The organism is Pseudomonas sp. MYb118, from assembly GCF_040947875.1.
Classification (GTDB): Bacteria; Pseudomonadota; Gammaproteobacteria; order Pseudomonadales; family Pseudomonadaceae; genus Aquipseudomonas.
Genome location: NZ_JBFRXN010000001.1, coordinates 99,022 through 113,178, shown reverse-complemented (window position 1 = coordinate 113,178; position 14,157 = coordinate 99,022). Strand labels below are relative to the sequence as shown.

The 14,157-nt window shown below is 63.8% G+C and carries 16 protein-coding genes and 1 riboswitch; of the genes, 2 read left to right on the top strand and 14 right to left on the bottom strand.

Features of this window, described 5'->3' with window-relative positions; all coding sequences use genetic code 11:
- The first annotated feature begins 104 nt into the window (after positions 1–104).
- The gene (locus ABVN20_RS00575; protein WP_368553218.1) at positions 105–1,385 is read left to right on the top strand and encodes an OmpP1/FadL family transporter; all 1,281 of its coding nucleotides are present in this window, start codon (positions 105–107) and stop codon (positions 1,383–1,385) included.
- Between the two features lie 170 nt (positions 1,386–1,555).
- Here ABVN20_RS00575 and ABVN20_RS00570 read toward each other — a convergent pair whose 3' ends face one another.
- The 14 genes from ABVN20_RS00570 to cobO all read right to left on the bottom strand — a co-directional run bounded on the left by ABVN20_RS00570 (position 1,556) and on the right by cobO (position 13,110).
- Complete coding sequence (locus tag ABVN20_RS00570) at positions 1,556–2,107, bottom strand: glutathione peroxidase (protein WP_368553216.1); 552 nt, start codon at positions 2,105–2,107, stop codon at positions 1,556–1,558.
- Positions 2,108–2,161: 54 nt separating this feature from the next.
- A complete protein-coding gene (locus tag ABVN20_RS00565) occupies positions 2,162–2,284 on the bottom strand; it encodes a hypothetical protein (RefSeq protein ID WP_368553214.1) in 123 nt (40 codons plus the stop codon).
- Positions 2,281–3,489, bottom strand: a complete 1,209-nt coding sequence (locus ABVN20_RS00560; RefSeq protein ID WP_368553213.1) for an MFS transporter — start codon at positions 3,487–3,489, stop codon at positions 2,281–2,283. The genes ABVN20_RS00565 and ABVN20_RS00560 overlap by 4 nt, the downstream gene beginning before the upstream one ends.
- 54 nt (positions 3,490–3,543) lie before the next feature.
- Entirely contained in the window at positions 3,544–3,948 is a 405-nt protein-coding gene (locus ABVN20_RS00555; RefSeq protein ID WP_368553211.1) for a MarR family winged helix-turn-helix transcriptional regulator, read from the bottom strand.
- Between the two features lie 183 nt (positions 3,949–4,131).
- Positions 4,132–4,863: an adenosylcobinamide-GDP ribazoletransferase gene (locus tag ABVN20_RS00550; RefSeq protein WP_368553209.1), complete on the bottom strand. Its 732-nt coding sequence runs from the start codon at positions 4,861–4,863 to the stop codon at positions 4,132–4,134.
- Positions 4,864–4,865: 2 nt separating this feature from the next.
- Positions 4,866–5,441 (bottom strand): alpha-ribazole phosphatase family protein, encoded by a 576-nt coding sequence (gene cobC, locus ABVN20_RS00545; protein WP_368553207.1) that lies wholly within the window; start codon positions 5,439–5,441, stop codon positions 4,866–4,868.
- Positions 5,438–6,493 (bottom strand): nicotinate-nucleotide--dimethylbenzimidazole phosphoribosyltransferase, encoded by a 1,056-nt coding sequence (gene cobT / locus ABVN20_RS00540; protein ID WP_368553206.1) that lies wholly within the window; start codon positions 6,491–6,493, stop codon positions 5,438–5,440. Before cobT ends, cobC begins: the two co-directional genes overlap by 4 nt.
- Complete coding sequence (cobU, locus tag ABVN20_RS00535; RefSeq protein WP_368553204.1) at positions 6,490–7,011, bottom strand: bifunctional adenosylcobinamide kinase/adenosylcobinamide-phosphate guanylyltransferase; 522 nt, start codon at positions 7,009–7,011, stop codon at positions 6,490–6,492. The genes cobT and cobU overlap by 4 nt, the downstream gene beginning before the upstream one ends.
- Before the next feature lie 123 nt (positions 7,012–7,134).
- On the bottom strand, positions 7,135–8,586 hold the full coding sequence (locus ABVN20_RS00530) for a cobyric acid synthase (protein ID WP_368553202.1): 1,452 nt from the start codon (positions 8,584–8,586) through the stop codon (positions 7,135–7,137).
- Complete coding sequence (gene cobD, locus ABVN20_RS00525; protein ID WP_368553201.1) at positions 8,583–9,575, bottom strand: threonine-phosphate decarboxylase CobD; 993 nt, start codon at positions 9,573–9,575, stop codon at positions 8,583–8,585. The genes ABVN20_RS00530 and cobD overlap by 4 nt, the downstream gene beginning before the upstream one ends.
- Positions 9,568–10,476, bottom strand: a complete 909-nt coding sequence (cbiB, locus tag ABVN20_RS00520; RefSeq protein ID WP_368553199.1) for an adenosylcobinamide-phosphate synthase CbiB — start codon at positions 10,474–10,476, stop codon at positions 9,568–9,570. Before cbiB ends, cobD begins: the two co-directional genes overlap by 8 nt.
- Positions 10,473–11,123: a 5,6-dimethylbenzimidazole synthase gene (bluB, locus tag ABVN20_RS00515; protein WP_368553197.1), complete on the bottom strand. Its 651-nt coding sequence runs from the start codon at positions 11,121–11,123 to the stop codon at positions 10,473–10,475. The genes cbiB and bluB overlap by 4 nt, the downstream gene beginning before the upstream one ends.
- Positions 11,120–12,502 carry a cobyrinate a,c-diamide synthase gene (locus tag ABVN20_RS00510; protein ID WP_368553195.1) on the bottom strand — a complete coding sequence of 461 codons (1,383 nt, stop codon included), beginning with the start codon at positions 12,500–12,502 and terminating at the stop codon, positions 11,120–11,122. The genes bluB and ABVN20_RS00510 overlap by 4 nt, the downstream gene beginning before the upstream one ends.
- Positions 12,499–13,110, bottom strand: coding sequence for a cob(I)yrinic acid a,c-diamide adenosyltransferase (gene cobO / locus ABVN20_RS00505; protein WP_368553194.1), 612 nt, complete (start codon positions 13,108–13,110; stop codon positions 12,499–12,501). Before cobO ends, ABVN20_RS00510 begins: the two co-directional genes overlap by 4 nt.
- An 81-nt stretch (positions 13,111–13,191) precedes the next feature.
- A riboswitch (cobalamin riboswitch) is annotated at positions 13,192–13,407 on the bottom strand.
- Positions 13,408–13,563: 156 nt separating this feature from the next.
- Between cobO and ABVN20_RS00500 the strand changes: the two genes are divergently transcribed.
- On the top strand, positions 13,564–14,148 hold the full coding sequence (locus ABVN20_RS00500) for a hypothetical protein (RefSeq protein WP_368553192.1): 585 nt from the start codon (positions 13,564–13,566) through the stop codon (positions 14,146–14,148).
- Positions 14,149–14,157 lie beyond the last annotated feature (9 nt).

The window sequence follows — 14,157 nt, the reverse complement described above, 5'->3', positions numbered from 1 at the left end:
TTGGATTGTCCTACAAAACCGCTCTAACTCAAGCGTTACAGCCTATAGCGCCGGGACGAAAATGTTGGTAATTTCCGCCCCGGTGATCATCAGGAGTTCTAATAATGAAAAAAGTCATGCTCAAAACCACCCTTAGCCTCGCCGTAACCCTCGCATCCACCCAGATCTTTGCGAGCGGCTTTGCTCTCAACGAACAAAGCATCAGCGGGATGGGGACAGGTTTTGCCGGGCGCTCTTCTTCTGCCGACGACGCATCCACCGTATTCGGCAACCCTGCCGGCATGGCGCGCATCAAGCGCGAACAAGTTACCGGCGGTGTTGCATTCATCGACGCCCACACCGACATCAGCGACGCCAGCTCCAGCCCGAACCGCGGCACCAACAAAGGTGACATGGTTCCGTTCATGGGCGTACCAATGGGCTACTACGTCAAGCCAATCGACGACCATTGGGCATTCGGCCTGGGCGTTTACGCGCCGTTCGGCCTGGTAACCGATTACGAGAACGGTTTTGCCGGCAAGTACTTCGGCAGCAAGAGCGAAGTCAAAATCGTCACCGTCCAGCCAACCATCAGCTACGCCTTCAACGACAAGGTGTCGATCGGTTTCGGCCCGACCATCAACCGTATCGACGGCAAGCTGGAATCGAACCTGTCGCTGGACCCTCGCTTTGCCGACGGCACTGTCAAAATCAAGGGTGACGACACCGCGCTGGGCTTCAACGTCGGCGTTCTGGTTCAAGCCACCGACAGCACTCGCGTCGGCCTGACCTACCACTCGAAAGTGAAGTACAAGCTCGACGGTGATACCAAGGTCAGCTACCCGCTGCTGGCAGGACTGGGCCAGAACCCGAACCAGAAGTTCGACGCGTCCCTGGACCTGGACACGCCTGAGTCGATCGACTTCTCCGTGACCCATCAGCTCGATGACAAATGGACTCTCTACGCGGGCAGCACCTGGACTCGCTGGAGCCGCCTGAAAGAAATCACCGTCGAGAACAGCGGCGTACCGGCAGCACTGGCCGCACGTGGCCTGGGTACCATCACTGAAGAGCAGGACTGGCACGACACCTGGGCTCACGCCATCGGTGCTTCCTACCAGCTGAACAAGGAATGGGTACTGCGTACCGGCCTGTCCTTCGACCAGTCGCCGACCAACAACGAACACCGCTCCCCACGCATCCCGACTGGCGACCGTACGATCTTCAGCCTGGGCGCCGGCTGGAGCCCGACCGACGACCTGACCATCGACGTGGCGTACTCGTACCTGCGCGAAGAATCGGTCAAGATCAACAACAGCAACGGTGCGCCGCGCAACCAGTCCTACAGCTCCAAGTATGAAAACTGGGCTAACGGTTTTGGTGTAGGTGCTACTTACCGCTTCTGATGGTCGACGCTTGAACCTGTAATGGTCGTCAACGATAACGCTGGGTGCCTGACATCCAGCGGTGTCTGAGCCACCATCGCGACGGTTCGACGCCTCGACATGCTCGCTCCTACAGGGACAAAAAAAGCCCCGCTCTCCTTACGAAGGCGGGGCTTTTTTATGCGTGACGATCAGGGCTGCGAGGCCAGGGCCTTCTCCACGGCGCTGATGAAGGCCGGATCATCCGGCTTGGTCAGGCTGGAGAAATTGGCGATCACCTTGCCTTTGCGATCGACCACGTATTTGTAGAAATTCCACTTCGGCGCGCTGCTCTGCGCCGCCAGCACCTTGAACAGATGCGTCGCGTCATCCCCTCGCACCGGCTGCGGCTCGGTCATGGTGAAGGTCACGCCGTAGTTGACGTAACACACCTTGGCGGTTTCCTCGCCATCCTTGGACTCCTGCTTGAAGTCGTTGGAAGGGACGCCAATCACCTCCAGCCCTTGGCTCTTGTATTGCTGGTTCAGCGCTTCAAGGCCTTTGAACTGCGGAGCGAAGCCACAAAAACTCGCGGTATTGACCACCACCAGCGGTTTGCCGGCGAAACTCTGGCACAGGTCAATGGACTCCTTGGCGCGCAATTTGGGCAGCGAGCCCTGCAACAGCTCCGGACATTCAGCGGCGTGCGCCAGTCCGGTAAAGGCAATCAGTAAAGCGGGAACGGCAAGCCAGCGCGTCAACATGTCCAGGCATCCTTCAAAGTCTTCTGAAACGAACTTACTCGCCCTCGCGGCGTGCTAGCAAGCGCCCATGCCCAATTGCATCAGAGCCAGCCCGCCCTGCTGCCAGCCCCACCACACCAGGGCCAGCAACAGAATGCCTGCCGCGATCACGGCAAGCCGCGGCCAGAGGCTGTTCATGTTGCGCTCATCTGCGTTTGCAGACGCGCCACCGGGCGCTCGCGCACCGGCCAGTTCAGCGCGGCGGCCATCAGGCTCAAGAGAATCGCTACCTGCCAGATCAAGTCGTAGCTCCCGGTTCGGTCATACACCACCCCGCCCAACCAGCCGCCCAGGAACGAACCCAGCTGATGGAACAGGAACACGATGCCACCGAGCATGGACAGATTTCGTACGCCAAACAAGGTCGCCACGGTGCCGTTGGTCAATGGCACGGTCGACAGCCACAAAAAGCCCATCGCCATGCCAAACAGGTAGGCCGTGGTGGTCGTCACCGGCGCCCACAGGAACAGCACGATCACCACCGCGCGCAGCAGGTACAGACCGGTGAGCAAGCGCGGCTTGGACATGCGCCCGCCGAGCCAGCCTGCGGTGTAGGTGCCGAAAATATTGAACAGGCCGATCAGCGCCAGCACCGTGGTGCCGACCGTCGCAGGCAGATGCTGATCCACCAGGTACGCCGGCAAATGCACGCCGATGAATACCACCTGGAATCCGCAGACGAAAAAACCGAACGCCAGAAGCCAGAACCCCGAATGCGAACAGGCTTCGCGCAGCGCTTCGGAGAGCGTCTGTTCGTGGCCGACCACCGGTAACGGCTTGTCCTTGAGCATGCTCACCAGCGGCACGATCAGCGCCACCAGCAGGCCCAGCACCAGCAAGGCCGCCGACCAGCCCAGCCAGCCGATCAAGCCCAGCGTGCCGGGCAACATGGCGAACTGGCCGAAGGAGCCGGCGGCACTGGCGATCCCCATGCCCATGCTGCGTTTCTCCGGCGGCACGGCGCGCCCGACCACGCCGAGGATCACCGAGAACGAGGTGCCCGACAGGCCGATGCCGATCAACAGGCCGGCACTGAGCGACAGGGTCAGGGCGGAATCCGACAGGCCCATCAACGCCAGGCCCGCTGCGTAGAGCACACCCCCGATGAGCACCACTTTGGCCGCGCCGAAACGGTCGGCCAGCGCGCCGGTGAAGGGTTGCGCCAGGCCCCAGATCAGGTTCTGCAAGGCAATGGCAAAGGCAAAGGTTTCCCGGCCCCAGCCGAATTCGGCACTCATCGGCGCCAGGAACAGCCCGAAGCCATGCCGCACGCCCAGGGACAACGCGAGAATGATCGCACTCCCCAGCAGGACCCATCCGCAAGTACGCCACATCGATGTCATTTTCTTATTCTCCGGTCACGGGTATATACCCGCTTAAAGTCGGAAAAACCGGCCTCAGGCCAGTTCGTCCAGCAGCTTGAGCAAGGTTTCTCGTTTTTCGGCACCCAGGCGATCAACCAATCGTTGTTGCGCCGCTTCCCAGGCTGGCAAGGCCGCGACCAGGCGCTGTGCACCGGTCTCGGTGAGCTTGACGATGCGATTGCGCATGTCCTCGCCCTCGACCAGCGTGACCAGCCCTTCGCCCTCCAGCACCCGCAGATTACGCCCCAGGGTACTGCGATCCAGACCCATGGCTTCCGCCAGGACCGATATGCTCGGCTGATCCAGGCGCTGCAGATTGCACAGCAAAGAATACTGGGCGACGTTGATGCCGAAGCCATCCAGAGCGCCGTCGTAATGCCTGCTGACGCCACGGGCGGCGCGACGCAGGTTGATGCATAAACATTGGGAGTCGAGCATGGTGCGTGTATATACCCGCGACTGAGTTAAATCAAGTTACAAGTGTCCGGCAGAGCGCGATTCTGGGCAAGTCCGCAGTGCGCCCATCGCGAGCAGGCTCGCTCCCACAATTGTTCTGTGTACAGCGGCCCCCTGTGGGAGCGAGCCTGCTCGCGATGGGTTATCTCACCCACCCCAAACCTCTCAAACCAACACAACCCCCACCAACACCACCACCTCCAGCAACTCCAGCAACGCCCCCGCCGTATCCCCCGTCGTGCCCCCCAGCCGCCGCAGCATCACCCGCCGCAACCAGACAAACACCAACGCCGCCAACACCACGGCAAACGCCCCACTGAACCCGCCAATCAACACACAAGCCAATGCGCTGACAGCCAACACCTGCTTGCCGGCCAACCGCGGCAGATGATCCGCCAACGCCTGGCCCAAACCACCCGCCCGCACATAGGGCGTCGTCAAAAACAGCCCCAACAACGCACTGCGACCGATCAACGGCACGATGATCAGCAGCACCATCTGTTGCTGCTCGATCAGCGCCACCAACGCACAGAACTTGAGCAACAGCACCAGTACCAGCGTCACCACCGCAATCGGGCCGCTGCGCGGGTCTTTCATGATCGTCAGCGTACGCTCGCGATCGCCGAAACCGCCCAGCCAGGCATCGGCGCTGTCCGCCAGGCCGTCGAGGTGCAGGGCGCCGCTGAGCAGCACCCACGCCGTCAGCAACAACGCCGCATGCAGCAGCAAGGGCGCACCGAGCAACACTCCGTTCAGCGCCCACAGGATCACGCCGAACAACAGGCCCACCAGCGGATAGAACAACAGCGAACGCCCCGATTCCTGCGGCGTCGGCATGCCGGGCAGGCGAATCGGCAGGCTGCTGAGAAATTGCAGGGCGATCCAGAACGGCAACATGCTCAGCTCGCTTCCTTGAGGATGACGCCGGTCTCGACGTGCAGGGAAAACAGCGCTCCGTGACCGACCTCGACGTTGAGCAACTGCTCACGGGGCAATCCGCGTGCCTGCGCCAGCAACAGGCGCATGACCCCACCATGACTGATCAGCAGCACCCGCTCGCCGGCATGGCCGGCGTGCAGCCGGGCAACAGCGGCCAACACCCGCGCGGAGAAGTCCGCGACCGCCTCCCCTTGCGGCGGCGTGAACGAATACGGGTCTGCCCAGAACAAGCCCAGCCCCTCGGCATCGGTCTGCATCAGCGCCGCTGCACTCTGCCCTTCCCAGGCACCGAAGTGCAGCTCTTGCAGGTCGCTGTCCAGTTGCACCGGCAAGCCGAGCCTTGCACCCAGTTCCTCGGCAAAGCGCGCACAGCGCTGCAACGGCGAGCTGACCAGCCGATCCCACGGCCCCTGCTCGATCACCGCCGCGCGCATCTGCGCCCAGCCGGCGTCGGTCAACGCATCGTCGAGGCTGCCGCGCAGGCCGCCGCCCAGTTCGGTCTCGCCGTGGCGCAGCAGGTCCAGGCGCAGGGTCATGCCGGACGATCCGCCACGGCCGCTTCGGTGAACGTCGCCATTTGCCCGTGAAGCTCGCACGCCAGGCGCAACAGCGGCACCGCCAGCGCGGCACCACTGCCCTCGCCCAGGCGCAGGCCGAGTTCCAGCACCGGCTCGGCTTCAAGGGTTTCGAGCACGTGACGATGGCCCGGCTCGGCACCACGATGACCGAACAACAGCCACGGGCGTACCTGCGGATTCAGGCGCACGGCCAGCAACGCGGCGACGCTGCAAATGAAGCCGTCCACCAGCACCGCAACGCCCTCCTGGGCACAGGCCAGGTAGGCGCCGACCAGCGCGGCGATCTCGAAACCGCCGAGGTTGAACAGGGTGTGCAGGGCATCGCCACGCTGCGCTGCGTGCAGGGCCAGCGCCCGCTCGATGACCTGCGCCTTGTGGCTGACCCCCGCCGCATCCAGGCCGGTGCCAGGACCGGTCAGGTGCGCCACCGGGCAATCGAGCAAGGCGCAGGCCAGCGCACTGGCTGCCGTGGTGTTGCCAATGCCCATCTCACCGCCGATGAACAATTGCGCGCCGCTCGCCAGGGCACGCAGCGCGCTGTCACGACCGGCCTGCAACGCCTGCTCGCCCTGGGCCTGGGTCATCGCCGGGCCCTGGGCGAAATTCGCCGTGCCGGCGCCGATGTGCAAATGGCGCACGCCCGGCAGGTCCAAGGTCGATGTGACAGTGCCCAGGTCGACCACTTCCAGCGAAGCGCCAAGCTGACGCGCCAGCACGCTGATCGCCGCGCCGCCGTTGACGAAATTGAGCAGCATCTGCCCGGTGACTTCCTGGGGAAACGCCGAAACGCCCTCCGCCACCACCCCGTGGTCACCGGCGAAAATGGCGATCCACACCTGAGCCAGGCTCGGCTTGACCTGTCCCTGCAGGCCGGCCAATTGCACCGCCAGCGACTCCAGCCGACCGAGGGAGCCGGCCGGTTTGGTCAACTGCTGTTGGCGCTCTTGCGCCCGTTCGACGCACAGGCCGTCGATCCGCTTGCACGGGTTCAGCCACCAGGATTGGGTCATAACGCAGTTCCTTTCAAAGTCAGGGGCAAGCCGGCGACGGTCAGCACCACACGCTGACAACGTTCAGCCAGCGCTTGATGCAGCCAACCGGCTTCATCGACATAACGGCGGGTCAGCTCGCCCAGCGGCACGACACCCATGCCGGTCTCGTTGCTGACAAAAATGATTTCACCCGGCAGCTCTGCCAGGCAGTCGAGCAGCGCCTGGCGTTCTTGCGTCAGGCGCTGGGGGTCGTCGAGCATCAGCAGATTGGTCATCCACAGGGTCAGGCAATCCACCAGCAGGCAATAATCGGCCCGGGCGCTTTCACGCAGGACGCGGGCAAGCTCAACCGGCTCTTCGATCAGTGCCCATTCGGCCGGGCGCCGGGCGCGGTGGTGGGCGACCCGCTCGTTCATCTCGCCATCCAGGGGTTGGCTGGTGGCGATGTAGGTCACGGCCAGGGCACTGTCGGCGGCGAGTTTTTCGGCCAGGCGGCTTTTGCCGGAGCGGGCGCCGCCGAGGATTAGTTGGAGCATTGAGACATCCTGAAAAATAGGTGGTGAAGCTACCGACCTCATCGCGGGCAAGCCCGCTCCTACAGGGGTCGACTGCCCTTCTGTAGGAGCGAGCTTGCTCGCGATGAGGCCAGCCCAGGCAACTCAAATCCCACAAAGCTTACGCAACAGCCCGGTATCCAGATGCTTCTCCACCAGGTCCGCCAACCGCTCGATATCCCGCTCGCGCAACCCGTGGTAATCGACTTCCTGCACATCGCGCAAACCCGCCCAGCGCAACAACGCGCCGCAGGCCGCCGGCGACTCGAACAGGCCATGCAGGTAGGTGCCGAACACCTGCCCGTCGGCACTCTGTGCACCATCGCAACGGCCGTCCTCGAGGAACACCGCCGCCTGCTCAAGCGCCGGCCCGGTGGTCACGCCGGCGTGGATTTCATAACCACAGACCTGCGCATCCTCCAGCGCCAGGCGGCCACGCACATTGCGCAACTGCTTGTCGGCTTCGAGCTGGGTCTGGAACGCCAGCAAGCCCAGCCCGGCACTGGAGCCCGGTGCACCTTCAAGGCCCAGCGGGTCGTGCACCTGCTCACCGAGCATTTGCAGGCCACCGCAGATGCCCAGCAGCTTGCCGCCGTAACGCAGATGGCGGGCGATGGCGCTGTCCCAACCATTGGCACGCAGGTACGCAAGGTCGCTGCGCACGCTTTTCGAACCGGGCAAGATGATCAGGTCGGCCGGCGGAATCGCCTGGCCTGGGCCAACGAATTGCAGGTCCACCTGCGGGTGCAGGCGCAGCGGGTCGAAATCGGTGTGGTTGCTGATGCGCGGCAACACTGGCACCACGACCTTGAGCACCTGGTCGGCCTTGTCGGCTTGGCGTTGGTCAATGCCATCCTCGGCTTCCAGATGCAGGTCCAGCACATAGGGCAACACACCGATCACCGGTTTGCCGGTACGTTGCTCCAGCCAGTCGAGGCCCGGTTGCAGCAAGGCAATGTCGCCGCGAAAACGGTTGATGATGAAGCCCTTGACCCGCGCCTGTTCACTGGGCGACAGCAATTCCAGAGTGCCGACCAGATGCGCGAACACGCCACCCCGGTTGATATCGGCGATCAGCACCACCGGGCAATCCACCGCTTCGGCGAAACCCATGTTGGCGATGTCACCGGCGCGCAGGTTGATCTCGGCCGGCGAGCCCGCGCCCTCAACCATGACCAGCGGATACGCCGCACTCAGGCGCTGGTGCGAGGCCAGCACTGCCTGCATGGCGATGGCCTTGTAGTCGTGGTAGGCGACCGCGTTCATCGTCGTGACCGCGCGCCCGTGAATGATCACCTGGGCGCCGGTGTCGCTGTTGGGCTTGAGCAGCACCGGGTTCATGTCGGTGTGCGGGTCGAGGTAAGCCGCCTGGGCCTGCACGGCTTGCGCGCGACCGATCTCGCCACCGTCGGCGGTCACCGCACTGTTGAGCGCCATGTTCTGCGGTTTGAACGGTACGACACCCACACCCTGGCGCGTCGCCCAACGGCACAACGCCGTCACCAGGGTGCTTTTGCCGGCGTCGGACGTGGTGCCCTGCACCATTAACGTGGTCATCGGGTTTCTCTGTTGAAGGCTTCCAGCGCCTGGTCGAGCCGCAGCCAGTCGGCTTCTTCGCCGGGCAGGCCGAACCGCAGGCTGCTGGTGTTGGAAAACAGGCGCAGCAGAATGCCGCGCAGGGCCATGAACTCATGCAGCGCTTCGGCGTGTTCGGTGCTCAGCCATTGAAACAGGGCACAACCGCCCTGGGGTTTGAAGCCGTGTTTTTCCAGCAACACCACCAGGCGCTCGCTCGCCGCGGCGGCGCGTACGCGTTGACGGGCGTGTGCCTGGCTATCCAGCAGACAGGCCTGCCCGAGCACCCGCGTCGGCCCGCTGACGGCCCAGGGACCGACCTGTTCAGCGAGCAGCTTGAGCAACTTGCGCTCGGCCAGGACAAAGCCCAGACGCACGCCGGCCAGGCCAAAAAACTTGCCGAAGGAACGCAGGATCACCAGGCCGACCAGATGGGAAAACGGCGCCAGGCTCAACTGTGGCGTGTTGTCCATGAACGCTTCGTCCACCACCAGCCAGCCGCCACGCTGGGCCAGGCGCGAATGCCACTCCAGCAGGCGGGTGGGCGTCAGGCACAGGCCGGTCGGATTGTTCGGATTGACCACCACCAGCACATCGAGGTTGTCGATGAAAAAATCGACTTCCTGCTCCACCACCTCGCGCACGACATAGCCATTGCGGCGCCAGGCCTCGGCGTGCTCGGCGTAACAAGGCGACAACACACCGACCTTGCCGGCCCGGCGCAAGCGCGGCAGCAACTGGATGGCCATTTGCGAACCGGCCACCGGCAACACCTGCGCGGCACCGTAATACTCGCAGGCCGCCTGCTCCAGGCCGTCATCGGTTTCCGGCAGGCGCGCCCAGGCGCGCAGGGGAATCTCCGGGACCGCGAATGGCCACGGCGCGAGGCCGCTGGACAGGTCGAGCCAATCGGCTTCGGCAATGCCGTATTCGAGCGCCGCCTTGCGCAACCGTCCACCGTGTTCAAGCATAGAATTCAGCCCCCGCACACAGAATCAGCAGCCATAACCATACCCCGCGCTGGACCAATTGCCAGCCTCGATCAATCGAGTCGGCGTCCGCCGGTGCACCTTCGCCCAGTTGCGGGCGTTGATGCAATTGCCCGTGATAAATCGCCGCCCCGCCCAACTCGACACCGAGCGCCCCGGCGCCTGCGGCCATGACCGGGCCGGCGTTCGGGCTGTCCCAGGTCGGGCCCTGTGTGCGCCAGCACTTGAGGGCGAGTCGGGTTTTGCCCAGCAGTGCGTAGGTCAAGGCCACCAACCGGGCAGGAATGTAGTTGAGCACGTCGTCGATCTTGGCCGCCGCCCAGCCGAATCGCTCGAAGCGTTCGTTGCGATAGCCCCACATCGCATCCAGCGTGTTGCTCAAGCGATAGAGCACCACGCCGGGCGCGCCGGCCACGGCAAACCAGAACAGCGCGGCAAACACCGCATCGCTGCCGTTTTCCAGGACCGACTCGGTGGCAGCGCGTGCCACTTCGGTCGGGTCCAGTTCGCTGGTCTGCCGGCTGACCAGGTAACCGACACGCTCGCGCGCCTGGTCCAGATCGTCACTGCGCAAGGCCTTGGCGACCGGCTCGACGTGCTCGCCGAGACTGCGCAGGCCGAGGGCGCAATACAGCGCCAGAATCTCGAATATCCAGCCCACATAGGGCGCCCAGGAAAACGCCGTGGCGAGCAGCGTCAGTGGCACCACGGCAATCACCCAGGCCGTCACGCCATGGCTGCGCCAACCGCGCCCGCCGCCATTGAAACGTTGTTCGATTCGATCGGCAAAACGACCGAACGCCACCAGCGGATGCCAGCGTTTGGGTTCACCCAGCAGCGCATCCAGCGCAACCGCGGCGACACTCAACAACGCCACACTCATTGACTCACTCCCCAATAATTTTCGTACAGCAATTCGTTGAGCGGACGCTCCTGCGCCCACCCTTCGAGCACCAGCATCGGCGCCGGATAGAATTCCTTGACCGGCCCCAGGCACAACACGGCCAGCGGCTTGGCCCCGGCGGGCAGGCCCAGCAGGTCGGCCAGGGCCAGGGGCTCGAACAACGACACCCAGCCCATGCCGAGCCCTTCGGCACGGGACGCCAGCCACAGGTTCTGGATCGCGCAGGACAATGACGCCATGTCCATTTCCGGCAAGGTGCGACGCCCGAAAATATGCCGCTCACGGTCGTCCATCAACGCCGCGACCAGAACCTCGGCGCAATCGTTGATACCTTCGACTTTCAACTTCATGAACTCGTCACTGCGCTCGCCGAGGGCCTCGGCCGTGCGCATGCGTTCTTCCTCGACCAGCGCCTGGATCTGCCCGCGCAGGCGGCGGTCGCTGATGCGGATGAACCGCCAGGGCTGCATCAGGCCGACGCTCGGCGCCTGGTGCGCGGCTTCGAGCAGGCGCCGCAGTTGCTCGGGCTCGACGGTGCCGCCAGTGAAGTGGCGCATGTCGCGGCGTTCGGCGATGGCACGGTACACCGCTGCGCGTTCGGCCTCGGAGAAGGCGTTGTCGGTCATGGCCCTATCGCGGGCAAGCCCGCTCCCACACCAGAACACTCACCCCCTGTAGGAGCGAGCTTGCTCGCGATAGCGTCCTCAAGGTCTGGCGCAAACAAAGCAGCAATCGCCACCGGATTCGACGGAAAATAAAAATGCACATAAGAAGCCGTCATCCGCCCCTGCCGATAAACCGCCTCCGCGCCGCGCCCACCGTTCGGGCTCAGGCCACGGGCAATCGGGGTCAGTTCGGTGGTGGTCAGCGAATGGTGATAGGTGTGCCCACGCAGTGAGCCTTCCGGCAATTCAACCGCCTGCAACGCCAGCGCCGCCAGGCGTTTTTGCATCACCGCATCCCCCGCCAGCAGCCCCACCAGGTCGGCGCGAGTGCCCTCGACGTCGGTCAGCGAATCGAGCAGGTAGAGCATGCCGCCGCACTCGGCCAGCAAGGGTTTGCCGGCGGCATGGTGAGCACGGATCGCTTCGAGCATCGACGTGTTCTGCGCCAGCGCCACGTGATGCAGTTCCGGGTAACCGCCCGGCAGATACAGGCTGTCGGCTGGCGGCAGTTGCGAATCGCGAATCGGCGAGAAGAATGCCAGCTCGGCGCCCATCGCCCGCAACAGGTCGAGGCTGGCGCCATAGGTGAACGCGAAGGCTTCGTCGCGCGCCACGGCAATACGTACGCCGCTCAGCAAAGGCTCGACGGCAATCACCTCGGGTGCAGCAAATGTCACGGCCGGTGGCAGCGCGACTTCGCAACTGCTGGCCAGGGCATCGGCCGCGGCATCGAGACGCAGGTCCAGATCGTTCAATTCGCTGGCCTGGACCAGGCCCAGGTGGCGGCTCGGCAACTCGATCGCGGTTTCCCGGGACAACGCGCCATACCAGCGCAAACCTTCGGTCAGGCTGCCTTCGAGCAATTGGGCATGGCGCAGGGTGCCGACACGGTTGGCCAGGACACCGGCGAACGGCAAGTCCGGTTGGTAACGGGCCAGACCCAGCGCCAGGGCACCAAAAGTCTGCGCCATGGCCGTGCCGTCAATCACCCCGAGCACCGGCACACCGAAGTGCCGCGCCAGGTCAGCGCTGGACGGTGTGCCGTCGAACAGGCCCATGACCCCTTCGATGAGAATCAGGTCCGCTTCGGCAGCGGCTTCCCACAACAGGCGTCGACTTTCCTGCTCGCCGACCATCCACATGTCCAACTGATACACCGGCGCGCCGCTGGCGCGCTCGAGGATCATCGGATCGAGAAAATCAGGACCGCACTTGAAGACGCGCACCTTGCGCCCCTGGTTGCGGTGCAACCTGGCCAGGGCGGCGGTGACGGTGGTCTTGCCCTGACCGGAGGCCGGCGCGGCAATCAATACCGCCGGGCAATGACGTGGCTCACTCACAGTTCGACGCCCTTCTGCGCTTTGATACCGGCCTGGAAGGCGTGCTTGACCATGCCCATTTCGGTAACGGTGTCGGCCAGCTCGATCATTTCCGGCTTGGCGCCACGGCCGGTCACCACCACGTGCTGCATCGGCGGGCGCGCCTGCAAATCGCTGAGCACTTGATCGAGGTCGAGGTAGCCGTGCTTGAGGGCGATGTTCAACTCGTCCAGCACCACCAGACCGATCGAAGGATCGCTGAGCAGTTCACGGGACACCGCCCATGCCGCTTCGGCAGCCGCGATGTCGCGCTGGCGGTCCTGGGTTTCCCAGGTGAAGCCCTCGCCCATCACGTGGAAACGCACCTGCTCCGGGAAACGGCGGAAGAACAATTCTTCACCGGTGCTGTTGCGCCCCTTGATGAACTGCACCACGCCGCACTGCATGCCGTGGCCCATGGAGCGGGCAAGCATGCCGAAAGCCGAGCTGCTTTTGCCTTTGCCATTGCCGGTCAGCACCAGCAGCAGGCCGCATTCGTTGGGCGAGTTGGCGATGCGTTCGTCGATCACGGCCTTTTTGCGCTGCATGCGCGCTAGATGGCGGTCGTCACGATCAGGGGAATCAGTCATGGGGGAGCTCTCCGTTGAAGCTGAAAAACGGCGGGCAGGCACAAGAATAGAAGGCAGGAAGCCCGGCATCGCCCACCGTGATGCCGCTGGATTGAATCAGGCCGGTCTCCGGGCTCATGAGCGGCCTCACGCCTGGCTGCGCACCTTCCCATGTCGGTTGCGACACAGTGGCTCAAAACACAGCTTTCACTCATTTACCGTTGCGGGGGCAGCGCCGGGATCGTGCACGCACTCACCGGCTTCCCTGTTTCACTCTGTCGACCGCGGTCACAGAGCACCTGAAACAAGCCGCGAAGGTTAGAGGGTTGGGGGTGGAGCGTCAATTAAAGCCGGGGGCGCCAACAGACGAATCACTGCCGTCGATCAATAAAATGACGCCAATCTTGTGCCACACTTTCAACAGTGATATCAAAGAGCCATAAACCCAACATCACAAGAACAAGGGTGAGTCCCATGCAAGGCATGAACATCAGCAATCCGCGACTGGAATTCCTGCGCCCGCTGCTGGAACGCTGGTTTGACTGTATCGACCGCTACAACGCCGTGCGTGGCGATAACGACACGCCTTACTGGCACGACGAAAAAGCCAACCTGGGCCTGCTCGCGGCCGCCGCCTGGATGGCCGAGATGGTCACCCTGCAAGACACCCAGACCCGCAAGCAAATCGAAGAAGGCGAACGCAACGCGCGCGCCGACCTGTTCATCGCCTCCAGCGAAACACGCGTCTACCTGCAAGCGACCCAGCGCTGGCCGCGGGTCAACAGCCTGAACCTGACCCAGGCGCTGGCGGAGATCACCAGCGATGCCAAGCGCATCAGCTACACCAGCGACCTGAAACTGGGCTGCCTGTTCGTCGCACCGCAAAAGGCCCAGCACGGCGCCACGCCGGAAGAGTTGCAGGACATGGTCGATGACCTGCAAAAGGAACACTCCTGTGCCGTGGCCTGGTACTTCCCCTACGCCTACCGCAAGTTGCGCAACGAAGCCGGCAACTACCATCCCGGCATCGCCGTGCTGTTCAAGGAAGCCCGCGGCTGACCGGTTGAA